We start from the raw sequence: 26,019 nt of genomic DNA on the forward strand, positions 1-26,019 counted from the left end.
GGAGCGGAGAAGCCGACTGGGCACGGCGATGGCTCAGTTCTTGGCCTGATAGTTCTTGAGGTTGGCCGGCGTGACCAGCTCGAAGGGAACGAAGACCTTCTTGTCCACCGCATCGCCCTTGGCGAGTTTCAGCGCCGCATCCAGCGCACCCTTGCCCTGGCCTGCGGCATTCTGGAAAACGCTCACATCCAGATCGCCCGCCGCCATCGCCGCAAGCGCGTCCTGCGTGGCGTCGATGCCGGCGATGATGACGCTGTCCATCGGCCGGCCGGCCGCCTTCAACGACTGGATGGCGCCGATGGCCATCTCATCATTGTTGGAAATGACAGCATCGAACTCAACGCCGGCGGAAAGCCAGTTGGTCATCAGGTCCGATCCTTGAGTGCGTGACCAGTTGGCGGATTGTTCCTCGACAAGCTTGATAAAGCTGCAATCGGGCGCCGCCACCACATCCTTGATATCCTGCGTGCGCATGCGGGCCGCCTGGTTGGAAAGCTCGCCCATCATCACCACGGCACTGGCTTCCGTCTTGCCCGCCTCCTTCAAAAGCCGGCAGACTTCCTGCGTCTGCAGGGTGCCCGATTGCTTTTCATCGGATGCGACGAAGGCCTGCTTGTCCGGCAAGCTGTCGAGATTGACCGGCTGGCGGTTGACGTAAACAAGCGGAATTCCGGCGGCGGCTGCGGCCTGCGAAAGCGCAACGGTCGCGTCCGTATCGACGGGATTGACGATGATGGCGTCGACGCCGGCGGCGACGAAATTCTGCACCTGGCTCAGCTGCTTGCCGACATCGTTCTGCGCATCCTCGACCTGCAGCGATACGCCGCTCATGCCCTTGGAATAATCGATCATGCCGTTGCGCAGCACAGTCAGGAAATTATCGTCGAACAGGGCCATGGAAACCCCGACCGTCTGCGCCGACGCGCCCGTTGCCAGCATCGCGGCAAAAGCTGCAATTGCGAAATGTCTTTTCATGTCGTTCTCCTCCAAACCCCTTTGAAAAGAACCGGTCGAGCCGGCTGGAGCGCATCGCGCCCCCACCGCTTTCCGGCAAAAACTGCCCTTCGCCGCAAAGGAAAAACCGCAGCGTCAAACAGCCCTGAAATAATCTAATGTCGTGTGGGTCCGGCCTCCTGCCCGTTCCGCACGCTGGCAAGATTTCCTAGTCCGGCCCCGACGTCAACGCGTCAGAGACCACCGAAACCATCAAGCCTGATAGAAACGGACACCGGATTTATGATGGAATCCATCAAACCATCAAAGGCTCTCAGGAACCCACAGATGCGCAGGCACAAAGCGCTGTCCCGGCGTTTCCGCCATGCCGTGTTCGATGGTGTGAACCATGGTGACAAGGAGGTCTGCGCACAGCTCGCGAAGCGGTGTCTGGAAGACGCCGCTGATGCGCCGTTCCAGCAGCGCCTGACGGGACTCGGGCGTCAGTTCATTCACGAGGCAAACGATGTTTTCATGCCGGTTTTCCTGCTGCAGCGCCTCGATCACCCCTTCCATGCCACCACCGATGCAATAGATGCCGACGAGATCCCGATGCTTGGCGATGGTATCCATGACAAGCTCATAGGTCAGTCGCCGCGTCTCCAGCGTGATCAGCGCATCCATCACCTCGAATTCCGGCGCATATTCCCGCATGTAGCTGCGAAAGCCGGTTTCGCGCAGCGAATGGCCGTGGAAACGGTGACCGCCCAAAAGCAGAAGCACCTTGCCCCTGCTGCGCGCCAGCTGCGAGATCATCCAGGCCGCCGTGCGCCCGACCTTCATATTGTTGGCGCCGAGATAGGCCTCCCGCACGCCTTGAGCAAAATCGGAGAGCAGGGAAAAGGTCGGTATACCCTTGGCTTTCAGCGCCTCGACGGCGGCCGTGACATCGTGATGGTCCGGACCCGTGGCAGCGACCGCCTGCACACGGCCCTTCATGCCGGCCAGAAGCGCCGCCAACTCGCCCGGTTCGCCGGACTGGGCGAATTCGATGCGAAGATTGAGGTGGCGATCCCGGATGTTGCGTGCCGCAAGTTCGAGCTCGTCGGCAAAGGTCTGGTAAAAGGCATGCCGTTCCTTGCGCAGGATAATGCCAAGACTGTAGGATGGCATATCGGCCAGCATGCGCTGGCGAATGATGTTGGTGGCATGAAAACCGATCTTCTCCGCCGCCTCAAACACGCGCCGCGCGGTTTCTTCTCGCACCGGCAGGCGGCCGTTCAACACGCGGTCGACGGTTGCGACGCTGACGCCGGCGGCTGTCGCAACATCTGTGATGGTCGGACGTTTCATGCGGACACCCCGTAGACGGAAAGATTCCTGTCATATCTCGCAAAACATGTCACGGATCATGATGGAATCCAACATGCGTGAAGGGATATGGTATGGAGTGCTTCATCAGGGAATAGCCAGGCCAGAGCTGCGCCGCAAGGCCGACTTGCCTGGTCCAGTACGCTCCTTCCCTCATCTCTGTGCTTGTCACAGAGATCCAGCCAGCCCAAGTCCTTGGGCTGAGAGAGACCTTTCGCCGCGCAGACGCGCGTCGACTGGATTCCTGTGACAAGCACAGGAATGAGGAGGCTGGGATGTGTCAGAGCGAGAAAATCGCCTGCCGGGTAGCCTGAATGGCCACTCTCACACGTAAGGAAACTGCGGCAGCGGCATTCGCACCGTTTTGACGATTCCGAATGCCGCCAAACGATCAGACCCGCTCCAGCGCCACAGCGATCCCCTGCCCGACGCCGATGCACATGGTGGCGAGCGCAAGGCGCTTGCCGGTCAGCGAAAGCTCAAGCGCCGCAGTGCCGGCAATACGCGCACCCGACATGCCGAGCGGATGGCCGAGCGCGATGGCGCCGCCATTGGCATTCACCCGCGCATCGTCATCGGCAATGCCGAGCTGGCGAAGCGTCGCAAGGCCCTGGCTGGCGAAAGCCTCGTTCAGCTCGATCACGTCAAGCTGTTCCTGTTTCAACCCTAGCCGTGCCAGAAGCTTGGCCGAAGCAGGCGCCGGGCCGATGCCCATGATGCGTGGTGGCACGCCGGCGGCGGCACCGCCAAGGATGCGGGCGATGGGGGTAAGACCATATTTCTTCGCCGCTTCCGCTGAAGCGATGACGAGCGCGGCCGCGCCGTCATTGACGCCCGACGCATTGCCCGCCGTCACCGTCGCGCCATCGCGCCTGTTCACCGGCTTCAGCTTCGCCAGCGCTTCGAGACTGGTCGCACGCGGGTGTTCGTCTCTGGAGACAACAAGCGGATCGCCCTTGCGCGGTGGGATCGTCACCGAAACAATCTCTTTGTCGAGACGGCCGTTAGCCTGCGCGTCAGCCGCCTTCTGCTGACTGCGCACGGCAAAGGCATCCTGATCCTCACGCGAGACCTGATAATCGATCGCGACATTGTCACCCGTTTCCGGCATGGAATCGACGCCATATTGCGCCTTCATCAGCGGGTTGACGAAACGCCAACCGATGGTGGTGTCGTAGATTTCGGCATTGCGCGAAAAGGCGCTTTCCGCCTTGGGCAGAACGAAGGGCGCGCGGCTCATGCTTTCCACGCCGCCGGCAATCATAAGCTCCGCCTCGCCCGATTTGACTGCGCGGGCGGCCGTAATGAGAGCATCCATGCCAGAACCGCACAGCCGGTTGATCGTCGTTCCGGTTACGGAAACCGGCAGGCCGGCAAGCAGCAGCGACATGCGCGCCACGTTGCGGTTGTCCTCGCCCGCCTGATTGGCGCAGCCGAAGATCACATCCTCGACGGCCTCCCAATCGACGGAAGGATTGCGCTCCATCAGCGCCTTCAGCGGCACCGCACCGAGATCGTCGGCACGGACGGAGGAAAGCGCGCCGCCGAAGCGGCCGATGGGCGTGCGGATGTAATCGCAGATATAGGCTTCGGTCATCGGTCTTTCCTTAGAGTTCTGGCCTTAAAGTTCCGGTGCAACGAGATCGGTTACCTCGCCATTCACACTGAGTGGCGCACCGGTCATGGCCTGCAATTCTTCAAATGTCATCGCCGGCAGCTTTTCGCGCAGCACGAAACGGCCATCCACCACGTCGATGACGGCATGGCTGGTATAGATGCGGGTGATGCAGCCGACGCCGGTCAGCGGAAATGCGCATTTCTCAACGAGCTTCGGTTCGCCGTTCTTGGTCACATGCTCGGTGATGACGAAGACCTGCTTGGCGCCATGCACCAGATCCATGGCCCCGCCGACGGCCGGCACGCCCTTGGAGCCGACGCGCCAATTGGCGAGATCGCCATTCTGCGCCACCTGATAGGCCCCGAGGATCGCCACATCCAGATGCCCGCCGCGCACCATGGCGAAGCTGTCCGCATGGTGGAAGAAGGCCGCACCAGGTTTCAGCGTCACGGCCTTTTTGCCGGCATTGATGAGGTTCCAGTCCTCTTCGCCTTCCGGCGGCGCTTCGCCGAAATTGAGGATGCCGTTTTCGGTGTGGAAGATCGCCTGACGGCCGGGCGGCTGGTAACGTGCCACCATTTCCGGAAAGCCGATGCCGAGATTGACGTAAGCGCCGTCCTCGATGTCCTGCGCCGCACGCCATGCGATCTGGGCGTTGGAAAGCTTGATGTCTTCGCGGGTGTCGATGGTCGTGGTCATGCGTAGGCTACCCCGGCGCGAATGAGGACTTCTTCCTGTTGCGGATCGGGGATTTCCACGACGCCGTTCACGAAAATGCCTGGCGTGACGACATGCTCCGGATCGATCTCGCCGGCGGCGACGATCTTCGAGACCTGCGCAATGGTGGTTTTCGCGGCCATACACATCAGCGGGTTAAAATTGCGCCCGGCCTTGTTGTAGGTGAGGTTGCCATAGGTGTCGCCAAGCTCGGCCTTGACGATGGCAAAGTCGGCCTTCAACCAGCGCTCCTGCACATAGGAGCGGCCGTCAAATTCCGCGATAACCTTGCCTTGCGCCAGTTCCGTGCCAAAGCCGGTCGGGGTGTAGAAAGCCGGAATACCGGAACCGCCAGCGCGGATGCGCTCGGCAAGCGTGCCCTGCGGTACCAGTTCCAGCTCGATTTCGCCGGCCAGATACCGATCGGTGAAGGCGCGCGGATCGGAAGAGCGCGGGAAGGAGCAGATCATCTTCCTGACCATGCCGGCGTCGATCATAGCGGCGATGCCGATGCGGCCGTTGCCGGCATTGTTGTTGATGACCGTCAGGTTCTTCGGACCCTTGTCGATCAGCGCATGGATCAGCTCGATCGGCGCGCCGGAGCCGCCAAAACCGCCGATCATGATCGTCGCACCGTCGCCGATACCGGAAAGCGCCTCTCTAGCACTCTTGATTGTCTTGTCCATTCTCAAAACCTCCATCCAGCCAAGCTGATGGAACCGGCAAGGCTTTGTGGCCATGAGGTAAATCCGAAACAACCTCGACGGCAAGGATTTTGTGCGTTATATGACTTTTGTTCGTATATCGCATAAATGGAGCTGTAAAATGGCGGTCAACGAAAGAGACATGATGGGCGGTCTCGCCAAGGGGTTGCGTGTGATCGAGGCTTTCAGCGCCGAGAGGCCGCGCCTTTCCATCTCCGATGCCGCCGAGATTACCGGGCTGGACCGCGCCACGACGCGCCGCTGTCTGCTCACGCTTTCAGAGCTTGGTTATGCCGCCTATGACGGCAAGTTCTTCACCGTCACGCCGAAGGTGCTGCGGCTCGGCACCGGCTGCCTCGCCACAATGCCGCTGCCGAAGATCGTGCAGCCGCTCATCGACCATCTCTCAGAGGAGATCGGCCAGAGCACCTCCGTCTCGATTCTGGATGAAACCGAAATCGTTTATGTGGCCCGCGCCGCCCAGCAGCGGGTCATGTCCATTGCACTGATGCCCGGATCGCGCCTGCCCGCCTATTGCACTTCGATGGGCCGCGTTCTTCTTTCGGCGCAACCATCCGAGCGGCGGCGCGACATTCTCGAAGCTTCCCGGCTGGTCGCCCGCACGGAAAAGACGATCACCGACATCGACGCCCTGCTCGCCGAAATCGAGGTGACCGGTCATCGCGGTTATGCGCTGATCGATCAGGAAGTCGAAGCCGGTCTTCGCTCCATCGCGGTGCCGCTGAAAAGCGTGCGTGGTCAGACGGTTGCTGCGCTTAATGTCGGGCTCGCCGCCTCGGCCGCCTCGATGGAGGAACTGGTGGAGCGATATTTGCCGGCGCTTCTTTCCGTTCAGCGGGAACTGGCGAGAATGCTGGTCTGAGGCGGCATCTGCCGCGCGCCGGCATCGCCCATTTTGCGCTGTTCGGCCAGCCGCCAGGCGCGCGGCGTCATGCCGGTCTCCCGCCTGAAGAAGCGGTTGAAATAGGCGGGATCGGTAAAGCCCAGCCCTTCCGCAATCATCTGCACGCTGGAAACCGTAAAGACCAGTTCCTGCTGGGCGATCTCGATCTGACGTTTGGCGATCAACCGCTGCAGGCTGAGACCGGACACGGAGCGGACCAGACGGTTGAGATGGGTCTCGGACAGACCGAGCTTCTTTGCATAAAACCCGGCTTTTTGCGGCTCGCGAATATGGCGGGCGATCAGCGACAGCAACCGCTCGAAACGCTGCCCGGCAAGGCCTTCGCCACTCGCTTCCAGAAGCGGCCGCGCGGCCCGTGAAAGAAGCGTGACCACGGTGGCCAGCTGGCCTTCGATCATCGCATTGCGGCCGATCTCGCGGGCTTCGTATTCCGCGGAAATCCGTTCAAAACCCTGGCTCAGGCATTCTCCCTCGGCAAAGTCGCGCAAGGGCAAAAGCACCGGCTGCTGGAAATTGCGCAGCAAAAGCGCCTGCACCGATGCCGGCAGCGCGCCCGGCAGCATGGTGACGATCACCCCGCCAATATCGCGTGAGAAACGGAAGCCGTGCTCGAAACCCGGCGGCACGATGATGGCGACCGGCGGGCGGATAGGTTCGATGCGACCATCCAGCAACGCATCGCCCTCACCGCCAAAAATGTACAAGATTTGCAGAAAGGCAGAGTGGCGATGCAGTCCGATTTCGAAACGGTGCAGGCTGCTTCTCGAAAAAAGCGTCTCGCAATGGAAGCGAAAATCAGTGCCTTGCGCCGCTTCTTCGCCATAAAGCCCCTCACTCGCAGCAATCCGCATCTTATCCCCCTCCTCCACCTCATGGTCGGATTGTGCAATTTACGGATCAGAAAGTCCATTGAGCTTGTTGCCCGCCTTGGTCAATTTCCTGACAGGAGACAAGTCCGGGAGGAAACAATGCGCACACAGGTCGTCATCATCGGCTCCGGCCCATCGGGGCTTCTGCTTGGCCAGCTTCTGGCCAGAGAAGGCGTCGAGACCGTCATTCTGGACCGGGCCGGCAAGGATTATATCCTCGGCCGTGTCCGCGCCGGCGTGCTGGAAGAAGGCACGGTGCACCTCATGGAAAAGGTCGGCGCGGATAAGCGCCTGCACCGGGAAGGCCTGCCGCATGATGGTTTTTCGCTGACCTTCGACGGCCGCGACCATCGCATTGATCTGTTCGATCTGACCGCCGGCAAACGCGTCATGGTCTATGGCCAGACCGAGGTGACGCATGACCTGATGGATGTCCGTGAAGCGGCGGGCCTCATGACCATTTACGATGCCGCCAATGTGGAGCCGCATGATTTCGATGGCGCCAGTCCCTATGTCACCTATCAGAAAGACGGCGTAACCCACCGGATTGATTGCGATTTCATCGCCGGTTGTGACGGTTTTCATGGGGTGAGCCGCAAATCCGTGCCTGATGGCGCGATCAAGGAATTCGAGAAGGTCTATCCCTTCGGCTGGCTTGGCATTCTGGCCGATGTGCCGCCCGTCAACCATGAACTCATCTATGCCAACCATCCGCGCGGTTTTGCCCTCTGTTCCATGCGCTCAAACACGCGCAGCCGTTATTACATCCAATGTTCGCTGGATGACCGGCCGGAAAACTGGAGCGACGAGCGCTTCTGGGATGAACTCCGCCGCCGCCTGCCGGAAAACCATGCGGATGAAATGGTGACCGGACCTTCCTTTGAAAAATCCATCGCGCCGCTGCGATCCTTCGTCTGCGAACCCATGCGGTTCGGGCGGCTGTTTCTGGCCGGCGACGCCGCCCATATCGTGCCGCCGACGGGCGCCAAGGGCCTAAACCTCGCCGCTAGCGACGTGCATTATCTGAGCGAGGCGTTGATCGAGTTTTATCGCGACCGGTCAGAGACCGGCATCGACGGCTATTCGCAGAAGGCGCTTTCCCGCGTCTGGAAGGCCGTGCGTTTTTCCTGGTGGATGACGACGATGATGCACCGTTTCCCGGATACGGGGGAGTTCGGCCAGCGCATTCAGGAAGCGGAACTGGATTACCTCGTGCAATCACGCGCCGCTTCCACCGCGCTTGCGGAGAATTATGTCGGGCTTCCTTACTGAGAGGTGGCCTCCGCCCTCCCATCCAGCAACTCACCCGCCGCTTCGCGAATAGCCTGCATCAGCAGCGAAAGCGGCAGCGAAGGCTGCGTATCGGCTCTCACCGTCAGCCCCACCGGGCCGCTGGTATCGCCGGTATCAACCGGCAGGATCGCCAGAATGCCATCCGCCACATCCGCCGCCACCACGCCTTCGGAGATGATCCAGATCGCATCGCTGGTGCGCAAAAAGGCGCGACCAAAGGCGTCGGACACGGTTTCGATGCGGATCGGCAGGGCCGGCACGCCGTTGGCGATCAAAAACTGCTCGACGACAGGGCCGATGACCGATTGCCGCGTCGGCATCAGCACCGGATATTCATGCAGGTGGTCGAACACCGAAAGACCGGGTGACAGCAACGGGTGGCCGACGCGCACCACGAAGCGCACCTTCTCAGAATAGAGATGCTCGAAGGAAAAGCCCGCCATTTTTTGCGGCGCGGCCAGCCGACCGACAACGAGGTCGAGATCGCCGACGCGCAGCTGCTCCAGCAGCACGGCGTTTTCGCCGGTCACGATCTTCACCGGGCTGCCGGTCTTTTCCGCCAGAAACCCGGCCATCGCCTGCGGCATGATCCGCACCGAAACCGTGGGCAAAGCCCCCACCCGCACCGGCGGACCGGCGCGTGCCGCCTCCTGCGAGACCGAATCGACCGCCTGCCGCAGCGCCGTCATCGTCGCGCCGGCATGCCGCAGGAATATCTCGCCATAACGGCTGATGCGGATGCCGCGCCCTTCCCGGTCGAACAGCGAGACGCCGAGAATCTCTTCCAGCTCACGGATGGTTTTCGTCACCGCCGGCTGGCTGACATGCAGGATTTCCGCAGCACGGATGACGCTTTTCTGCCGTGCCACCTCCACGAAGGTCTGCAGGTGGCGGAACTTGATACGCTGATCGACCATCGCTCATATAATCCACAGGTTATGATTTTCATCGATAATGTCATTTTACTTAACCGGAACCGGCTTGCAATATCCCTGGCAGGAGGAGCATGCCATGCATTTTCTGCGCTGCGGCGAGACCGTGATCCATTATCGCACCAAGGGATTAGACAGCGGCAAGCCGGTCATCGCCTTCATCAATTCGCTCGGCACCGATTTCCGCATCTGGGATGCGGTGATCGAAGCGCTCGGTGATGACTATGCTTTTGTCCTGCACGACAAGCGCGGCCACGGGCTTTCCGATGTCGGACACACCCCCTATTCCATCGACGATCATGCCGGCGATCTGATCGCACTCCTCGATCATCTTGGTGTGAAGAGCGCGATCATCTGGGGCCTGTCGGTGGGCGGTCTGATTGCACAGGGGCTTTATGCCCGCCGTCCCGATCTCGTGCGCGCGCTCGTGCTCAGCAACACCGCCCACAGGATCGGCACGGCCGAGATGTGGAATGCACGCATCGACAAGATCGCCGCCGATGGCCTCGCCTCGCTGGTTGATCCCGTCATGGAGCGCTGGTTCACACCCGTCTTCCGTAAGCCAGACAATGCCGCCTATGCCGGCGCGCGCAACATGCTCTCGCAACAGCCGGAAGCCGGTTACAGCGGCACCTGCGCCGCCATCCGCGATGCGGATTTTACCGAAGCCACTGGGCGCATCGCCGTGCCGACGCTTTGTGTCGCGGGCGATCAGGATGGCTCCACCTCACCGGAGCTGGTGCGGACGCTTGCCGATCTCATTCCCGCAAGCCATTTCGTGACCATTGCCGGCTGCGGCCACATCCCATGCCTTGAACAGCCGCTTGCCTACACACAGGCGACCTCAATTTTTCTGAAGACCTTGCCGGAGCATTGACCGATGGCGGACCATATCGACAAGAACGAACGATTCGAACAGGGCATGAAGACCCGCCGCTCCGTGCTGGGCGACGCGCATGTCGACCGGGCGCAAACCATGACGTCCGGCTTCGACCAGCCCTTCCAGCAGCTCATCACCGAAGCCGCCTGGGGAACGGTGTGGTCCGGCAACCATTGGACGAAGCGCGAGCGCTCGATGGTCACCATCGCGCTGCTTGCCGCGCTCGGGCAGGACGAGGAGCTTGCCATGCATGTGCGCGCCACCGTCAACACCGGCGCCACAGAGGCGGATATTCGCGAGGCGCTGCTGCATGTGGCGATCTATGCCGGCGTGCCCGCCGCCAACCACGCTTTCAAGATCGCCAAGCTTGCCCTGGCCAGCATGAAGGCCGATAGTTCCCCTGATAATTCTGGCGCTGATCATTCTGGCGATGGGGAGGAGACGAAATGAGCAACCAACCGCCCGAAACCGGACCGTTCTTCGCGCGCAACCGCGACATTCACCCGCTGGCCTATGCGCCCGGCTACAAGACTTCGATCCTGCGCTCGCCGCAGCGCGCGCTGATTTCGCTTGATGGCACCAAGAGCGAGATCACCGGTCCCGTCTTCGGCCATGGCATGCTGAACGAGCTGGATAACGACCTCATCCTCAATTACGCCCGCCCCGGCGAAATGCCCATCGGTCCGCGCCTCCTCGTACATGGCCGGGTGCTGGACGAGCGCGGCCGCGGCGTGGATGGCGCGCTGGTGGAATTCTGGCAGGCCAATGCCGGCGGGCGCTATCGCCACAAGAAGGAAAGCTATCTCGCCGCCATTGATCCGAATTTCGGCGGCGTCGGCCGCACGATTACGGATGAGAACGGCTATTACTGGTTCAAGACCATCCAGCCGGGCGCTTACCCCTGGCCGAACGGCGTCAATGACTGGCGGCCGGCCCATATCCATTTTTCCGTCTTCGGCCACGGGTTCGCCCAGCGGCTCATCACCCAGATGTATTTCGAAGGCGACCCGCTGATCTGGAAATGTCCGATCGTCAAGACCATTCCGGATGAGGACGCAATCAAGCGGCTGATTGCGCCGCTGGACATGAATGCGACGCTGCCGATGGACATGCTGGCCTATAAGTTCGATATCGTCCTGCGCGGTCGCCGTTCGACCCTTTTCGAAAATCGCATGGAGGGCAACTGACCATGGTTCAGCCGCTCAACTATTTCAAAGAGACCGCCTCGCAGACGGCGGGACCCTATGTGCATATCGGCTGCACGCCCAATTTCGTCGGCATCGAAGGCGTGTTCGAAAAGGATCTGGGGTCCGGTCCGCTTTATAACGATAAGGCGCGCGGCGAACGTATCAGCGTGCGCGGCACGGTTTATGACGGCGCGGGAATGCCGCTGAAGGACGCATTGATCGAAATCTGGCAGGCCGATACCGACGGTTATTACAACAGCCCGAGCGAAACACGCGGCAAGGCTGATCCGAATTTCATCGGCTGGGGCCGCTCGCCTGGCGACATGGATACTGGCGAATTCATTTTCGAAACGATCAAGCCCGGCACGGTCCCGTTCCGTGACGGCCGGCCGATGGCGCCGCACATCACCTTCTGGATCGTTGCGCGCGGCATCAATATCGGCCTGCAGACCCGCATGTATTTTCCGGAAGAACAGGAGGCCAATGCCGCCGATCCGGTTCTTGCCCGCGTCGAGCAGAAAAGCCGTATCGCCACGCTCGTCGCCAAAAGGGAAGAAGGCAACGTCTATCGCTTCGATATCCGCCTTCAGGGCGAAGGCGAAACCGTGTTTTTCGATATCTGAGCGAGACGGAAGATGAGCCTTTCCCCTTTCGAACATCCGTTTCTGTCCGGCCTTTTCGGCGACAGCGAGATCGTCGAGCTGTTTTCGGCGAGAGCGGATATCGACGCCATGGTCCGTTGCGAGACGGCGCTGGCGCAGGCGGAAGCGGAGGCCGGCATCATCTCCGAGGATGTGGCGGAAGCGATCGTCTTGGGGCTTTCGGACTTTGCCGCCGATATGACCGCACTTCGCCACGGCGTCGCGAAGGACGGCGTTGTGGTTCCCGAACTCATCCGGCAGATGCGGGCAGCGGTCGCCGGTCAGGCGGCGGACAAGGTGCATTTCGGCGCGACCAGCCAGGATGTCATCGATACCAGCCTGATGCTGCGGCTGAAAATGGCTGCGGAAATCATCGCCACCCGGCTCGGCCACCTCATCGATACGCTGGGAGACATCGCTTCCCGCGACGGCCACAACCACTTGACGGGCTATACCCGCATGCAGGCCGCCATCGGCATCACCGTCGCCGACCGGGCGGCGAGCTGGACCGCGCCACTCGAACGCCATCTGTTACGGCTCGAAATCTTTGCGCAGAACGGCTTTGCCCTTCAGTTCGGCGGCGCGGCCGGCACGCTGGAAAAGCTTGGCGACGATGCCGCTGCCGTGCGCGCCGATCTTGCAAAGCGCCTCGGCCTTGCCGACAGACCGCAATGGCAGAGCCAGCGCGATGGCGTCGCCGAATTCGGCAATATTCTCTCGCTGATCACCGGTGCGTTGGGCAAGTTCGGCCAGGACATTGCGCTGATGGCGGAACTCGGCGCGGAAATCCGCCTCTCCGGCGGCGGCGGCTCCTCGGCCATGCCGCACAAGCAGAATCCGGTCAATGCCGAAACGCTGGTGACACTGGCACGGTTTAATGCCGTGCAGATATCCGCAGTGCATCAGTCGCTTGTCCACGAACAGGAGCGGTCCGGTGCTGGCTGGATGCTGGAATGGATGACGCTGCCGCAAATGGTGACGGCAACGGGTGCATCCCTGCTGATCGCCGAACGCCTCGCGGGACAGATAGACAGGTTGGGCACGGAAAAAAGCTAGCCGAGAGACCCACGGATTTTGATTGAAATCGGCTTCCCCGGCACTTCACGCCACACCTTCGGCGGCAGTGTTTGCGTGCATTGAAAACGCTTGCGCCTTTGCGCATTAGCTATTGATAACACAAGATTTTCTTAAAAATAACGAATGTAGAAAAAACGGCTTTTCAGCTGCTTTTTTAACCGGATGAAGCGCTTGACACAAAAATGAACTAACTGGTACAAACAATCATGTCGAAGCTGTGCTGCGGGTGAGGAAAACAACCTTCTGGACATGGTCAGACAAATGGAGGGCTTTGGCGCCGTAAGGTTCCCAAAGCGATAAGGACAAGGCGAAACGCCTGTCCGGACCCGAACGGGTTGGGAGGAAGAATGTCTTACAGTCTCGATTTTTCGGTGGTCATGGACCGCCTGCCCGAGCTGCTTTTGGCCTGTCTGGCGACGATCGGCCTTGCCATTGCCGGCATGTCGCTCGCCACCGTCATCGGGGTTCTCGGCGTCGTTGCCCGTCGTTCGCGCTTCAAGCTGCTGCGCGGTCTGGTCATTGGCTTCGTCGAAGCCATCCGCAACACGCCGTTTCTGGTGCAGATATTCTTCATTTTCTTCGCTTTGCCGCAGGTTGGCATCAAGCTTAACCCCACCGTCACCGCCATCATTGCGCTGGCTCTCAACGGCGGCGCCTATGCCATTGAAATCATTCGCGGCGGAGTGGATTCCATTCCCAAGGGACAGGTGGAGGCGGGGCTGGCGCTCGGCCTGCACCGGTCACAGATATTCCGCCACATCATTCTGAAACCGGCGCTGCGGGCGGTCTATCCGTCGCTCACCAGCCAGTTCATCATGCTGACGCTGACCACCTCGGTCTGCACCTCGATCGCCGCCTACGAACTGACATCCGTGGCCCAGAAGATCGAGGCGGACACCTTCCGGTCCTTCGAGGTCTATTTCTCGATCACGCTGCTCTATCTCATCATTTCCTCGCTGATGATGGGCATCTTCTCGCTCATCTCCCGCGCGTCTTTCAGCTATCCGGTCAAGTGAGGAAAAGACAATGGAATCCATCGGTCCCAACGAATTCTTCTTCCTGATGCAAGGCCTGAAATGGACACTTGCGCTGACCGTGATCGGCTTTATCGGCGGCGGTGTCTTCGGTCTCTGCGTGGCGCTTGCCCGCGTTGCCGACAATGCCGCTATCCAGCGCGCCAGCACCGGTTACATCGCCGTCTTCCAGGGCACTCCGCTCCTGATGCAGCTGTTCGTCGTCTATTACGGCGTGGCGCTTGCCGGCCTCAATGTCGATGCATGGATTGCTGTTGCCATCGCCTTCACCCTGCATGCCAGCGCCTTCCTTGGCGAAATATGGCGCGGCGGCATCCAGGCGGTGCCGAAAGGCCAGACGGAAGCCGCCAATGCGCTCGGCCTGCATTATATCTCCCGCATGAAGGACGTGGTTCTGCCGCAGGCCTTCAAGATTTCTCTGCCAGCGACCATCGGTTTCCTCGTGCAGCTCATCAAGGGCACCTCGCTCGCGGCCATCGTCGGCTTCGTCGAACTGTCGCGCGCCGGCCAGATCGTCTCCAACGAGACGTTCCGCCCGCTCACCGTCTTCGCCATCGTCGGCATCATCTATTTCCTGATCTGCTGGCCGCTTTCCCTGTGGGGCGCGGGTGTGGAGAGACGGATGCAGGCCAATTCCCGTTAACAACCAAAACCATCTCATCAGCTTTGTAAGGAGGAGCAAAAGATGAAAACCACCAGCATGAAATTCTCTCGCCGCGCCCTGCTCGCGCTTGCCGCGGCAACGGTTGCCCTGCCCTTTATCGCACCGGTCGATGCTTTCGCCGGCACGGTGGAAGAGGCCAAGGCCAAGGGCAAGGTCGTCATCGGCATTCAGGGCGACAATTCGCCATGGGGCTTCGTCAATTCCAGCGGCGTACAGGACGGTCTCGATGCCGATATCGGCAAGGCCTTTGCCGATTATCTCGGCGTCAAGGTGGAGTTCGTGCCGCTCGCTGTGGCAAACCGCATTCCGGCGCTTCTGACCGGCAAGGTCGATCTGCTGTTCGCAACCATGGGCATGACCGCCGAACGCGCAAAAACCATCCAGTATTCCAAGCCCTATGCCGGCAACGTTCTCTCGGTCTACGGCCCGAAGGACAAGAAGATCGCCGGTTATGACGATCTGACCGGTGTCTCCGTCGGCGTGCCGAAGTCGAGCGCCATGGATACCTCGATCACGGCAGGCGCCGGCTCGAAGGCCAACATCCTGCGCTTTGATGATGACGCCGCCAATATTCAGGCGCTCATCTCCGGCCAGGTCGAGGTCGTCGGCGGCAACCAGTTTTATGGCGACCGTCTGAACAAGGCGGCCGAAGGCAAATACGAGCCGAAGTTCGATCTGACGACGCTTTATAACGGCGCCGGCACCCGTCCCGGTGAAAAGGACTGGAACGAGACCGTCAACGCCTTCCTCGACAAGATCAAGTCCGACGGCCAGCTGGCCAAGATCTATGACAAGTGGATGAAGCGCGAAGTTCCGGCCTTCCCGGACAGCCTGCCCGACATCCCGTTCACCGTGAAGTAATCCGGAGGTTTCCATGCCGCAATCCGCCACTGCCGAGGTTCCGCTTATCGCCCTTCAAGGGGTTGGAAAGTGGTATGGAGCCTTCCATGCGCTTAAAAATGTCAACATGACGGTTCGCAAGGGTGAGAAAATCGTCCTTTGCGGCCCGTCGGGTTCGGGGAAATCCACCCTTATCCGCTGCATCAACCATCTGGAGGAAATCCAGGAAGGCAAGATCACGGTGGAAGGGACCACGCTTTCGGATTCGAGCCGCGCCATCGATGCGGTTCGCCGCGAGGTGGGCATGGTGTTCCAGAGCTTCAATCTCTTCCCGCACAAGACCATCATGGAAAACTGCACGCTCGCCCCAATGCGGGTGAAGGGCCTGTCGAAAGCCGATGCGGAGGCGACGGCGCGCAAATATCTGGAGCGCGTGCGCATCCTCAACCAGGCCGACAAATACCCGGCCCAGCTGTCCGGCGGCCAGCAGCAGCGTGCGGCGATTGCCCGGGCGCTATGCATGGAGCCGAAAGCCATGCTGTTCGACGAGCCAACCTCGGCGCTCGATCCGGAAATGGTGAAAGAAGTGCTCGACACCATGATCGGCCTTGCCCGTGACGGCATGACGATGATCTGCGTCACCCATGAAATGGGTTTCGCCCGGCAGGTGGCAGACCGCGTGATCTTCATGTCGGAAGGCGAGATCATCGAGGAAGGCCCGCCGGAGGAATTCTTCAGCGATCCCAGGCATCAGCGCACGCGCACGTTCCTCGGCGAAATTCTCGCCCATCACTGAGGTTCGTCCATCTGCCCTCAGACTTGTGGCGACCTCTCGGCATACGCGACGTCATCCTCGGGCTTGACCCGAGGATCCAATGATTTCAACGGGCTATGGATCCTCGGGTCAAGCCCGAGGATGACGAAGGAGAGGTCTCAATACCTCGCCAGCAACCTGAAGGCAGGCGGAGCCTGCCCCGAAACGACGAACGACACTAGATCATGACAGAGAAACAATCCTTCAAGGTCGGCCTGATCGGCGCCGATATCCAGCTTTCCAAATCGCCCGCGCTGCACATGCGCGAAGGCGCTGCCCACGGCCTCGATTATTCCTATGAGCTGCTCGACGTCACCGCCCGCAAGCTGCCCGCAAGCGCCCTTCCCGATCTGCTCGATGAGCTGGAAGCGCGTGGTTTTGCCGGTACCAACATCACCCATCCGTTCAAACAGGCGATCATTCCGCATCTGGATGAACTCTCCGACGATGCCCGCATGCTTGGCGCGGTCAACACCGTGGTATTCAAGGATGGCCGACGCATCGGCCACAATACCGACTGGTACGGCTTTTATGAAAGTTTCGTGCGCGGCCTGCCTGATGCGAAACGTGACCGGGCGCTGCTGGTCGGCGCTGGCGGAGCGGGCGTTGCGGTGGCCCATGCGGCGCTGAAGCTCGATATCATCCGTCTCGATATTTTCGACCGCGATTTCCCGCGGGCGGAGCGGCTCGCCGGCGAACTCAATGCCCGTTTCGGCGACGGCCGCGCTTTTGCCGTTGAAGACCCGGCTGCCTCCCTGCCCCTCGCCGATGGTCTCATCCATGCCACCCCCATGGGCATGCCTGCCCATCCGGGCATGCCGGTCGCGGCCGACCTCATCGAACAGCGGCACTGGGTGGCCGATATCGTCTATATGCCGCTCGTCACCGAACTTCTGGCGACGGCGGCGAAAAAGGGCTGTCGCACCCTGCCCGGCGGCGGCATGACGGTGTTTCAGGCCGTCGGCGCATTCCGCCTGTTCTGCGGCCGCGAGCCGGATGCGCAGCGCATGACGGCGCATTTCACCGAACTGTGCATGGCGGAGGGTGTGGCATGAGCCTTTTTACTGTTTTGAACGGACCCAATCTCAACCTGCTCGGCCAGCGCCAGCCGGAAATCTACGGCTATGAGACCATGGCCGATGTGGAAGCCAACTGCCGCAAGGTGACCGATGCTGCCGGCCATGAGCTGTTCTTTGCCCAGAGCAACCGCGAATATGAGCTGATCGACTGGATTCACGAAGCGCGGGGCAAATCGTCAGGCATCGTCATTAATCCCGGCGCCTTTACCCACACATCAGTGGCGATCCTCGATGCGCTGAATGCCTTCGAAGCTGATGTCATCGAGGTCCATATTTCCAACATCCACAAACGCGAGGTTTTCCGCCACCATTCCTACGTCTCGACCCGCGCCGAAGGCGTAATCGCCGGTCTCGGCATCGAAGGTTACGAGGTGGCGTTACGCCATCTCATCAACCGTTTTTCCCGATCGTCGTGATATGGCCGGGCGTCAGCACATAACGCAGTACCATGTCGCTGACATGCCGCGACAATGTCTCCTGACCCTTTTCGGTAAACAGGCTGTCGCCGAAGATGAACGAAAAGGTCTCGGCGTTCGAAACGTTGAAGAAGGACAGCGCGCTGATCTGCCAGTGCAGTTCCAGCGCATCGATGCCATCGCGGAAGATGCCGCCTTTCTGGCCGCGCAGCAGCACGCTTTCCAATGCATCGATGGCCGGTCGGTTGAGCTGACGGATGGTTTCCGACGATTGCATGTGCCGGCCATGATGGATGTTCTCGATCATCACCATGCGGATGAAGGCCGGATTGCGCCGGTGGTGATCGAAGGTGAACCGACAGAGCTTGTCGAGCGCCGCCGCCGGCTCCAGGTCGTCCAGCTCCAGATCGCTCTCACCCCCGCGCACCTTGGCATAGGCCTCTTCCAGCACACGCTGGTAAAGGCTCTCCTTGTCGCTGAAATAGTAATAGATCATGCGCTTGGACGTGCGCGTGCGGGCCGCAATTTCATCAATGCGGGCGCCGGAGAGACCGTTCTGCGAAAACTCTTCCATGGCCACCGAAAGAATGTCGCGGCGCACTCCCTCCGGATCGCGCTTCGCCTGCCGGCTGTCTCGGGTTCCGTTCGAAGTAGCGCTTTTGGTCATGATCCATTCCATCGGTGGGGCGGCTGGCCCAAGCCCACGCCCTGATTATTAACCAATCAGTACATAAGGCTGAAAAGGAAGGCAATATGGCGAGCTATGACACAGGCAGACACGGCATGCCAATGCGCACATCCATTGCAACCGTATCGATCAGCGGCGAATTTCCCGAAAAACTGGCGGCCATCGCCAAGGCAGGCTTCAGTGGCGTGGAGATTTTCGAAAACGATTTCCTGACCTATGACGCCTCCCCGCGCGAGGTGAAGGCGCTTGTCGCCGATCACGGGCTGGACATCACGCTTTTCCAGCCCTTCCGCGATTTCGAGGGCATGCCGGAGCCGCACCGCGACCGCGCCTTCGAACGCGCTCAGCGCAAATTCGACATCATGGGCGAACTCGGCACCGACCTGATGCTGATCTGCTCGAATGTCTCGCCGGTCTCGCTTGGCGGCATCGACCGCGCCGCCGCCGATTTCCATCAACTTGGCGAGCTTGCGGCAAAACACGGCGTGCGCGTCGGCTATGAGGCACTGGCCTGGGGCCGCCATATCAGCGATCACCGCGATGCCTGGGAGGTGGTGCGCCGCGCCGACCACGCCAATGTCGGCATCATTCTCGACAGTTTCCACACGCTCTCACGCAAGATCGACCCCAATTCGATCCGCTCCATCCCCGGCGACAAGATCTTCATCGTGCAGCTGGCCGATGCGCCGCTGATCGACATGGACCTGCTCTACTGGAGCCGCCATTTCCGCAACATGCCGGGCGAAGGCGACCTGCCGGTGGTGGATTTCATGCGCGCCGTGGCCGCCACCGGCTATAGCGGCCCGCTGTCGCTCGAAATCTTCAACGACCAGTTCCGCGGCGGCTCGGCCCGCCTGCTGGCCGAAGACGGTCACCGCTCGCTCATCAACCTCATGGATCAGGTGCGCCGTCTCGAACCCGATATTCGCATCGATGTGCCCGCCATGCCGGAACGGGTGCAAACGCAAGGGGTGGAATTCGTCGAATTCACCACGGCACCGGAGGAAAAAGCCCATCTGGAGACATTGCTCGCCACGCTCGGTTTCGAAAGAACCGGCAAGCACCGCAATCGCGATGTCGATCTTTATACGCAGGGCGACATCCGCATTGTTATCAACACCAGCGATGAAGGCGACAGTTTCGCCGGCGCGTCCTATTCCATCCACGGCACCAATGCCTATGCCTTCGGCCTGAAGGTCGATAATGCACAGGCGGCCCTTGCCCGGGCCGAAGCGCTCGGCGCGCCGACCTTCACGGAACCGCGCAAGACGGGCGAAGTGGCCGTTCCCGCCATTCAGGGCGTGGGCAACGGCGTCATCTATTTCCTCGATGCCTCGCTGGCGCTCGCCTCCATCTGGGACAATGAGTTCGTGTCGACGCAGGGACGGAAGGCAGCCGAAGATGCCGGCCTGAAGCGCATCGATCACCTTGCGCAAACAACGCATTATGATGAAATGCTGACCTGGCTTCTGTTCTACACATCGCTGTTTTCCACCCGCCGCACGCCGATGGTCGACGTGGTCGATCCCGGCGGATTGGTGCGCAGTCAGGCGATCGAAAGCGTGCCCTCGCCGCATTTCCGCCTGACCATGAACGGCGCCGACAATCGCAAGACCTTCGCCGGCAAATTTCTGGCCGAGGGTTTCGGCACCAGCATCCAGCACATCGCCTTTGCCACCGATGATATTTTCGCGACGGCCAAGGCAATGCAGGCACGAGGTTTCCACGCCCTGCCGATCTCGCGCAATTATTACGACGATCTGGAAGCCCGTTTCGGGCTGGAACCGGAATTTTCCGATGCCCTGCGAGAAGCAAGCATTCTTTATGACCGCGACGACAATGGCGAATATTTCCAGATATACAGCCGCACCTTCGGTGAAGGTTTCTTCTTCGAGATCATCGAGCGGCGTGGTGCCTATGCCGGTTATGGGGCCATGAACGCGCCTTTCCGCATTGCGGCCCAACGACGTCTTGCACCACCGGTCGGCATGCCGAAGGAATAATTGCCGTCGAAAACCGACAGCACGCAGCGACAGGAATGCCGCTGCGGCCGGCCGTTCTTCTCACGCCGGCGCCGTTATCTCGTAATCCCGTGGAATGGCGGAGGTGGCAGCAAACCACTCCGATGCCCGCGTCCGCTGCTGATGAAAATCAAAGGCGGCGCGATCGACAAAAAGTTCCTCCACCCGCCAGATCAGAGGGTCGTCGGTCTGAGTGACGTCAAAGGAAATGCAGCCGGGTTCCGCTCTGGTCAGACGAAGGTGCTCGGGAAGATGGGTTTCCACAAGCTGGATATCCTCCACCGATGCGCAACGCAGGAAGCCGGATAATCTGACTGCGCCCGTTCTATTCGTCATGTTCGGTATCCTCGTTGGATTATTGTTTATCCGCCTGTAGCACGGGCAACGATACAATCGTCTACCATTGCGACATCACGATAAAATTTGTCCGCTTACCCTTCCTCCGTCATCCTCGACAATAAGCCCTGAAGAGGCGTTGTACGCGCCCAGCACATTGAGGCACACGCGCGCCCAAAATAAATGCACTTGCGCATTTGTAGAGCAGTACACAAAAATTGTTCAACACTCTGGACATGATTGTCGGGTTTTGTTAGCTTTTTTGTAAAACAAGGGTGGGGAATACAATTTCATGCGCAACATCGATTCCGGGGCCGATGCCGGGCATCTTGCCGGCACCGACACCGTGGCTTTCAAAGCCGGGGCAAGATCGCAATATCCGCGTCTGCCGGCTTCATCCGATGCCCATTGCGCCTTCGAGGCGGCGTGAGCCACCATGCGCTTTTCCTTCACATTCGCCTTCTTTCGCGCAACGCCTGATGCCGGCGCCTGTCCGACGCCCTTTTGCCCTTCCATAATTCAGATGGCCGCGCCAGAATTGCCGCGCACGCCAAGCCGGAGACGCTGACATGACTGCCGTAAACCGCAACGCCCTCCTCTCGGTCGAAGGCCTGAGCGTCGAGTTCGGCGACAGCCGCGTCGTGGACGACATCTCCTTTTCCGTCGAAGCAGGCAGGACCGTGGCGATCGTCGGCGAATCCGGGTCGGGCAAATCGGTCACCTCACTGTCCACCATGCGCCTTGCCGACATGATGGGCGCGACCTATCCCACCGGTAAAATCCTGTTTGAAGGCAAGGATTTGCTGAAGGCCTCGCAGAAGGAGATGCGCTCGATCCGCGGCAAGGAGATCGCCATGATCTTCCAGGAGCCGATGACATCGCTCAACCCGGTCTTCACCATCGGCGACCAGATTTGCGAAGTGCTTGTTTTGCATGAGAAGATGGGCAAGCAGGCGGCCATGGCGGAAGCAAAAAAGCTGCTCGACATGGTGCGGCTGCCCGATGCGGCCGAGCTTTTGCACCGTTACCCCCACCAGCTTTCCGGCGGCATGCGCCAGCGCGTGATGATCGCCATGGCGCTCGCCTGCCGACCGAAGCTCTTGATCGCCGACGAACCGACGACGGCGCTGGACGTGACCATTCAGGCGCAAATCCTCAACATCATGCGCGACCTGCAGAAGAAGCTCGGCATGGGCATGGTCTTCATCACCCATGATATGGGCGTGGTGGCTGAAATGGCCGATGACGTCGTCGTCATGTGGAAGGGCAAGAAGGTCGAGGAAGGTCCGGTCAAGGATATCTTCGGCAATCCGCAGCACCCCTATACGCGCGCCCTGCTTTCCGCCGTTCCGCGCCTCGGCAGCATGGAAGGCGAAGAGTTTCCCAAGCGCCTGCCGCTCACCGTATTGCAGGACGGCCAGCCGGTGGTGGTCGGCGAGGAACGCGTGCAGAACACCGCAAAATATGACGCCAAGCCGCTACTGTCGGTCAAAGATCTGTTCGTTCGTTTCGATATCCGCAAGAACCTGTTCGGCAAGGCGACACACCGTTGCAGCGCCGTCCAGAAGGTCAGCTTCGACATTCATGCCGGAGAGACGCTGGCGCTGGTGGGCGAATCCGGTTCGGGCAAATCCACCATCGGCCGCACCATCCAGCAGCTGCAATCGGCGGTGTCGGGAGAAATCTCCTTCAATGGCCGCAGCTATTCTGAGATGTCGGCGGCGGAACGGTTCCGCATGCGGCAGGAAGTGCAATATATCTTCCAGGACCCCTTCGCCTCGCTCGATCCGCGCAAGACGGTCGGTTTTTCCATTGCCGAGCCAATCAACACCCATGGTTTGATTAATGATCAGAAGGCCGTACGGCGGCGCGTGGATGAATTGCTGGAACGTGTGGGCCTAAGCTCCGAACATGCATCACGGTATCCGCACGAGTTTTCCGGCGGCCAGCGCCAGCGTGTCTGTATTGCCCGCGCACTCGCGTCCGACCCGAAGCTCATCATCGCGGATGAGGCGCTCTCGGCGCTCGATGTCTCCATTCAGGCGCAGATCATCAATCTGTTCATGGACCTGCAGGCCGAGCGCGGTCTCGCTTATCTCTTCATCAGCCATGACATGGCGGTGGTGGAAAAGATGAGCCACCGCGTGGCCGTGCTTTATCTCGGCCAGATCATGGAAATGGGCAGCCGCCGGCAGGTCTTCGAAACCCCGACGCATGATTATACCCGCCGCCTGCTTTCGGCCGTGCCGGTCGCCGATCCCAAGATCGAGCGCCGCATCGCCATGATCGAGGGCGAAATTCCCAATCCCGTGCGCCGTGTCGGCGATGAGCCGGCCATTCTCGCCCATGAGGAAATCAATCCAGGCCACTTCATCGCGAAGAGCGCCTGAATGACAACCAGACCCACAACAATCTGAAGAGGAACAGGTAGATGACAATAATCAAGAAGGGGATGACGACAACGTTCGTCGCGCTTGCCATGGCCGCCACGGCCTTGACCGCCGCACCGGCTCTTGCCGCCGGCAAGATGACCATTTCCAGCCCGCAGGACCCCGGCAGCTGGGATCCGATCGACACCTTCCTCGTGCAATGGGCGGCTGTGGCCACCAACATCTTCGACGGCCTGACCTATCGCGGCCCGGACCTGAAACTGGCCCCCGGCCTTGCCGAATCCTGGGAAGAGCTGGATGAGGGCAAGCGCATCCGCTTCAAGCTGCGCCAGAACATCAAGTTCCACAATGGCGAACCCTTCAACGCCGCCGCCGTCAAGTTCACCTTCGAGCGCCTTCTCGGCGAACAGGGTGCCAAGGGCCCGCAGCGCTCCAACTATGTCGCCATTGAAAGCGTCGACGTTATCGACGACTACACCGTCGACATGAAGCTGAAGGCGCCCGATCCGGTGCTGCTGACCAAGCTTGCCGGTTATGGCGGCATGATCGTTCCGCCGAAGTACATTCAGGAAAAGGGCGAGGATAATTTCAACCTCAACCCGGTCGGCACCGGTGCGTTCAAATTCGTTTCCTACGCACCGAAGACCAATATCAAGCTGGAAGCCAACCCGGATTACTGGGGCGGTGCGCCGAAGCTTTCCGAACTGGAATACCGTTTCATCGCCGAACCGGCGACCGCCGTTGCCGAATTGCAGGCCGGCCGCGTCGATCTCGTCATTCCGCCCACCATCCCGATCGGCATGATCCCGGTTATCGAGGGCGATTCCAAGCTGGAGATCGTCAGCGTTCCCGGCCCGACTGTGGATGCGCTGCGCTTCAACCCCCGTGACGGCATCACCGCCGATCCGAAGGTGCGCAAGGCGATCATCATGGCCGTCGACCGTGGCACCATCGTCAAGTCGATCCTTGCCGGTCAGGCCTCCGAGATTGCAAGCTTCCAGAGCGCGCTGTCCTTCGGTTACGATGCCGACCTGAAGCCACTGCCTTACGATCCCGAGGGCGCCAAAAAGCTTCTCGCGGAAGCCGGCGTTAAGCCGGGTGCGGCGCTGCAGATCGATATCAGAGGCAATGACGCGACTATGAACGAAGTGGCGCAGGTCATTTCCAGCTATCTGTCCATGGTCGGCATCACCGCCACCATCAAGCCTTACGAAACCAACGTCCTGCTGAACGACATCATCCCGCAGGGCAAGACCGGCGCGATGTTCCAGCAGAAATGGGGCGGCTGGACCTTCGATTACGACAACACGGCCTATTCCATGTATCACTCGGGTGAAAAGTGGAACCCCTATGACAAGGACGAGAAGCTGGACAAGCTGCTGGAATCCCAGCGCCCGCTGACCGACCGTGCCGAGCGCGAAAAGATCCTCAAGGAAATCGGCAGCTATACCGCCGAACGCGCGCTGGAAATTCCGCTTTACAACACCAATGCCATTTACGGCATCAACAAGCGGGTCAAGGGTTTCATCGCACCGCCGGACAACCGCCTGAAGCTTACCGACGTCACCGTCGAATAAGCGGGTTGATCCTCTGACACGCCGCCTTGTCCGCCTCTCGCGGGCAAGGCGGGATTTCTCTTCCCCCGTTTCCTCGCAAGGTAAAAAACGTGGCCGGTTTCCTCATCAAGCGATTGCTGCAGGCGATTTTTGTCGTCATCGCCATCACCCTTCTCGTCTCTTTCGCCATCCGCCTGACGGGCGATCCGGCTGTCACCATGTTCCAGGGCGGCGGCAGCATGACGGAAGACGATCTGGCGCGCATCCGCGCGGCGCTGGGCACCGACCGGCCGTTCTTCGTGCAATATTTCAGCTTCCTGAAGGGCCTCGTAACGCTCGATTTCGGCCGCAGCTTCACCGGCAGCACGCCGGTCTCGCGGCTGATTGCCGACGCCCTGCCCGCCACGCTTTTGCTCGCCTTCATCTCGATGGCGGTGTCGATTGCGCTTTCGATCCCGCTCGGCATCAAGGCGGCGACCTCGCGCGGCAAGACGGCCGATCAGGTGATCCGCATCTTCTCGCTCGTCGGCCTGTCCTTCCCGAATTTCTGGCTGGCCACCATGCTGGTGCTCTTGTTCTCCATCACGCTCGGCTGGCTGCCGCCAAGCGGCATGGGCGGTTTTGCCAGCTACATCATGCCATCAGTCACCATGGGTGTGATCCTGACCGCCACCAATGTGCGCTTGGTGCGCACGGCCATGCTCGATACGCTGCGTTCGCAATATGTGATGGTGGCGCGCGCCAAAGGTCTCAGCGAAAGCAAGGTGCTGTACAAACACGCGCTGCGCAACTGCGCCATTCCGCTGATTACCTATTTCGGCCTGCAATTCGGCGGGCTGCTCGGCGGCATCGTCGTCATCGAGCGTGTCTTCAACTGGCCGGGTCTCGGCACGCTGGCTTTCGATGCGGTCGGCGCGCGTGATTATCCCGTGCTCCAGGCCGTCATCACCGTGCTGTCGCTGATGATCGTCGGCATCAACCTTCTGGTCGATATCGCCTATGGGCTTGTCGATCCGCGCATCCGCACGGAGTAA

27 protein-coding genes are annotated in these 26,019 nt (G+C 60.4%); 18 read left to right on the top strand and 9 right to left on the bottom strand.

The features are described from left to right. Positions 1 to 33 precede the first annotated feature (33 nt). From AKG12_RS23455 to AKG12_RS23475, 5 genes are all read right to left on the bottom strand, one after another. Positions 34 to 975 carry a sugar ABC transporter substrate-binding protein gene (locus AKG12_RS23455; protein WP_052820633.1) on the bottom strand — a complete coding sequence of 314 codons (942 nt, stop codon included), beginning with the start codon at positions 973 to 975 and terminating at the stop codon, positions 34 to 36. A 282-nt stretch (positions 976 to 1,257) separates the two neighbouring features. Beyond that, complete coding sequence (locus AKG12_RS23460; protein ID WP_052820634.1) at positions 1,258 to 2,286, bottom strand: LacI family DNA-binding transcriptional regulator; 1,029 nt, start codon at positions 2,284 to 2,286, stop codon at positions 1,258 to 1,260. Between the two features lie 409 nt (positions 2,287 to 2,695). Continuing rightward, entirely contained in the window at positions 2,696 to 3,901 is a 1,206-nt protein-coding gene (gene pcaF, locus AKG12_RS23465; protein ID WP_052820635.1) for a 3-oxoadipyl-CoA thiolase, read from the bottom strand. 24 nt (positions 3,902 to 3,925) lie between these two features. Further along, entirely contained in the window at positions 3,926 to 4,621 is a 696-nt protein-coding gene (locus tag AKG12_RS23470; protein ID WP_052820636.1) for a CoA transferase subunit B, read from the bottom strand. Beyond that, entirely contained in the window at positions 4,618 to 5,325 is a 708-nt protein-coding gene (locus AKG12_RS23475) for a 3-oxoacid CoA-transferase subunit A (protein WP_052820637.1), read from the bottom strand. The genes AKG12_RS23470 and AKG12_RS23475 overlap by 4 nt, the downstream gene beginning before the upstream one ends. A 139-nt stretch (positions 5,326 to 5,464) precedes the next feature. Between AKG12_RS23475 and AKG12_RS23480 the strand changes: the two genes are divergently transcribed. Next, positions 5,465 to 6,226, top strand: coding sequence for an IclR family transcriptional regulator (locus AKG12_RS23480; RefSeq protein ID WP_046802011.1), 762 nt, complete (start codon positions 5,465 to 5,467; stop codon positions 6,224 to 6,226). Here the strand turns inward: AKG12_RS23480 and AKG12_RS23485 are convergent. Beyond that, positions 6,196 to 7,119 carry a helix-turn-helix domain-containing protein gene (locus tag AKG12_RS23485; RefSeq protein WP_052820638.1) on the bottom strand — a complete coding sequence of 308 codons (924 nt, stop codon included), beginning with the start codon at positions 7,117 to 7,119 and terminating at the stop codon, positions 6,196 to 6,198. The two genes, AKG12_RS23480 and AKG12_RS23485, sit on opposite strands and share 31 nt — an antisense overlap. Positions 7,120 to 7,236: 117 nt before the next feature. On the opposite strand from AKG12_RS23485, the gene pobA reads away from it, so the two are divergent. Continuing rightward, positions 7,237 to 8,409: a 4-hydroxybenzoate 3-monooxygenase gene (gene pobA, locus AKG12_RS23490; protein ID WP_052820639.1), complete on the top strand. Its 1,173-nt coding sequence runs from the start codon at positions 7,237 to 7,239 to the stop codon at positions 8,407 to 8,409. Here the strand turns inward: pobA and pcaQ are convergent. Further along, positions 8,403 to 9,347 (bottom strand): pca operon transcription factor PcaQ, encoded by a 945-nt coding sequence (gene pcaQ, locus AKG12_RS23495; protein ID WP_052820640.1) that lies wholly within the window; start codon positions 9,345 to 9,347, stop codon positions 8,403 to 8,405. The genes pobA and pcaQ overlap by 7 nt on opposite strands. 94 nt (positions 9,348 to 9,441) lie before the next feature. Between pcaQ and pcaD the strand changes: the two genes are divergently transcribed. The 11 genes from pcaD to aroQ all read left to right on the top strand — a co-directional run bounded on the left by pcaD (position 9,442) and on the right by aroQ (position 17,994). Then, positions 9,442 to 10,239, top strand: a complete 798-nt coding sequence (gene pcaD / locus AKG12_RS23500) for a 3-oxoadipate enol-lactonase (protein ID WP_052820641.1) — start codon at positions 9,442 to 9,444, stop codon at positions 10,237 to 10,239. A gap of 3 nt (positions 10,240 to 10,242) precedes the next feature. Further along, entirely contained in the window at positions 10,243 to 10,692 is a 450-nt protein-coding gene (gene pcaC / locus AKG12_RS23505; protein ID WP_046802016.1) for a 4-carboxymuconolactone decarboxylase, read from the top strand. Next, positions 10,689 to 11,429: a protocatechuate 3,4-dioxygenase subunit beta gene (gene pcaH, locus AKG12_RS23510; protein ID WP_052820642.1), complete on the top strand. Its 741-nt coding sequence runs from the start codon at positions 10,689 to 10,691 to the stop codon at positions 11,427 to 11,429. The genes pcaC and pcaH overlap by 4 nt, the downstream gene beginning before the upstream one ends. 2 nt (positions 11,430 to 11,431) lie before the next feature. Further along, on the top strand, positions 11,432 to 12,052 hold the full coding sequence (pcaG, locus tag AKG12_RS23515; RefSeq protein ID WP_052820643.1) for a protocatechuate 3,4-dioxygenase subunit alpha: 621 nt from the start codon (positions 11,432 to 11,434) through the stop codon (positions 12,050 to 12,052). Positions 12,053 to 12,064: 12 nt separating this feature from the next. Beyond that, the gene (locus AKG12_RS23520) at positions 12,065 to 13,126 is read left to right on the top strand and encodes a 3-carboxy-cis,cis-muconate cycloisomerase (protein ID WP_052820644.1); all 1,062 of its coding nucleotides are present in this window, start codon (positions 12,065 to 12,067) and stop codon (positions 13,124 to 13,126) included. Between the two features lie 368 nt (positions 13,127 to 13,494). After that, entirely contained in the window at positions 13,495 to 14,163 is a 669-nt protein-coding gene (locus AKG12_RS23525; RefSeq protein ID WP_046802020.1) for an amino acid ABC transporter permease, read from the top strand. Positions 14,164 to 14,173: 10 nt separating this feature from the next. Then, positions 14,174 to 14,824 (top strand): amino acid ABC transporter permease, encoded by a 651-nt coding sequence (locus AKG12_RS23530; RefSeq protein ID WP_052820645.1) that lies wholly within the window; start codon positions 14,174 to 14,176, stop codon positions 14,822 to 14,824. 42 nt (positions 14,825 to 14,866) lie between these two features. After that, complete coding sequence (locus tag AKG12_RS23535) at positions 14,867 to 15,706, top strand: transporter substrate-binding domain-containing protein (RefSeq protein ID WP_046802022.1); 840 nt, start codon at positions 14,867 to 14,869, stop codon at positions 15,704 to 15,706. Between the two features lie 13 nt (positions 15,707 to 15,719). Further along, on the top strand, positions 15,720 to 16,481 hold the full coding sequence (locus AKG12_RS23540; RefSeq protein WP_052820646.1) for an amino acid ABC transporter ATP-binding protein: 762 nt from the start codon (positions 15,720 to 15,722) through the stop codon (positions 16,479 to 16,481). Positions 16,482 to 16,684: 203 nt separating this feature from the next. After that, positions 16,685 to 17,554 carry a shikimate dehydrogenase gene (locus tag AKG12_RS23545; protein WP_052820647.1) on the top strand — a complete coding sequence of 290 codons (870 nt, stop codon included), beginning with the start codon at positions 16,685 to 16,687 and terminating at the stop codon, positions 17,552 to 17,554. Further along, a complete protein-coding gene (aroQ, locus tag AKG12_RS23550) occupies positions 17,551 to 17,994 on the top strand; it encodes a type II 3-dehydroquinate dehydratase (protein ID WP_052820648.1) in 444 nt (147 codons plus the stop codon). Before AKG12_RS23545 ends, aroQ begins: the two co-directional genes overlap by 4 nt. Here aroQ and AKG12_RS23555 read toward each other — a convergent pair. After that, the gene (locus tag AKG12_RS23555; RefSeq protein WP_046802087.1) at positions 17,969 to 18,661 is read right to left on the bottom strand and encodes a TetR/AcrR family transcriptional regulator; all 693 of its coding nucleotides are present in this window, start codon (positions 18,659 to 18,661) and stop codon (positions 17,969 to 17,971) included. The two genes, aroQ and AKG12_RS23555, sit on opposite strands and share 26 nt — an antisense overlap. Positions 18,662 to 18,783: 122 nt before the next feature. Here AKG12_RS23555 and AKG12_RS23560 point away from each other — a divergent pair, with 122 nt between their 5' ends. Then, the gene (locus AKG12_RS23560; protein WP_052820698.1) at positions 18,784 to 20,685 is read left to right on the top strand and encodes a bifunctional sugar phosphate isomerase/epimerase/4-hydroxyphenylpyruvate dioxygenase family protein; all 1,902 of its coding nucleotides are present in this window, start codon (positions 18,784 to 18,786) and stop codon (positions 20,683 to 20,685) included. 60 nt (positions 20,686 to 20,745) lie between these two features. On the opposite strand, the gene AKG12_RS23565 is transcribed toward AKG12_RS23560, so the two are convergent. Continuing rightward, positions 20,746 to 21,039, bottom strand: a complete 294-nt coding sequence (locus tag AKG12_RS23565; protein WP_052820649.1) for a putative quinol monooxygenase — start codon at positions 21,037 to 21,039, stop codon at positions 20,746 to 20,748. Between the two features lie 292 nt (positions 21,040 to 21,331). Between AKG12_RS23565 and AKG12_RS30790 the strand changes: the two genes are divergently transcribed. From AKG12_RS30790 to AKG12_RS23580, 4 genes are all read left to right on the top strand, one after another. Further along, the gene (locus AKG12_RS30790; protein ID WP_197283345.1) at positions 21,332 to 21,469 is read left to right on the top strand and encodes a hypothetical protein; all 138 of its coding nucleotides are present in this window, start codon (positions 21,332 to 21,334) and stop codon (positions 21,467 to 21,469) included. A 139-nt stretch (positions 21,470 to 21,608) separates the two neighbouring features. Next, the gene (locus AKG12_RS23570) at positions 21,609 to 23,429 is read left to right on the top strand and encodes an ABC transporter ATP-binding protein (RefSeq protein WP_052820650.1); all 1,821 of its coding nucleotides are present in this window, start codon (positions 21,609 to 21,611) and stop codon (positions 23,427 to 23,429) included. Between the two features lie 41 nt (positions 23,430 to 23,470). Then, positions 23,471 to 25,006 (top strand): ABC transporter substrate-binding protein, encoded by a 1,536-nt coding sequence (locus AKG12_RS23575; RefSeq protein ID WP_052820651.1) that lies wholly within the window; start codon positions 23,471 to 23,473, stop codon positions 25,004 to 25,006. An 89-nt stretch (positions 25,007 to 25,095) separates the two neighbouring features. Next, complete coding sequence (locus tag AKG12_RS23580; protein ID WP_003505487.1) at positions 25,096 to 26,019, top strand: ABC transporter permease; 924 nt, start codon at positions 25,096 to 25,098, stop codon at positions 26,017 to 26,019.

It is taken from the genome of Agrobacterium sp. SUL3 (assembly GCF_001263295.1).
Taxonomy (GTDB): Bacteria; Pseudomonadota; Alphaproteobacteria; order Rhizobiales; family Rhizobiaceae; genus Agrobacterium; species Agrobacterium tomkonis.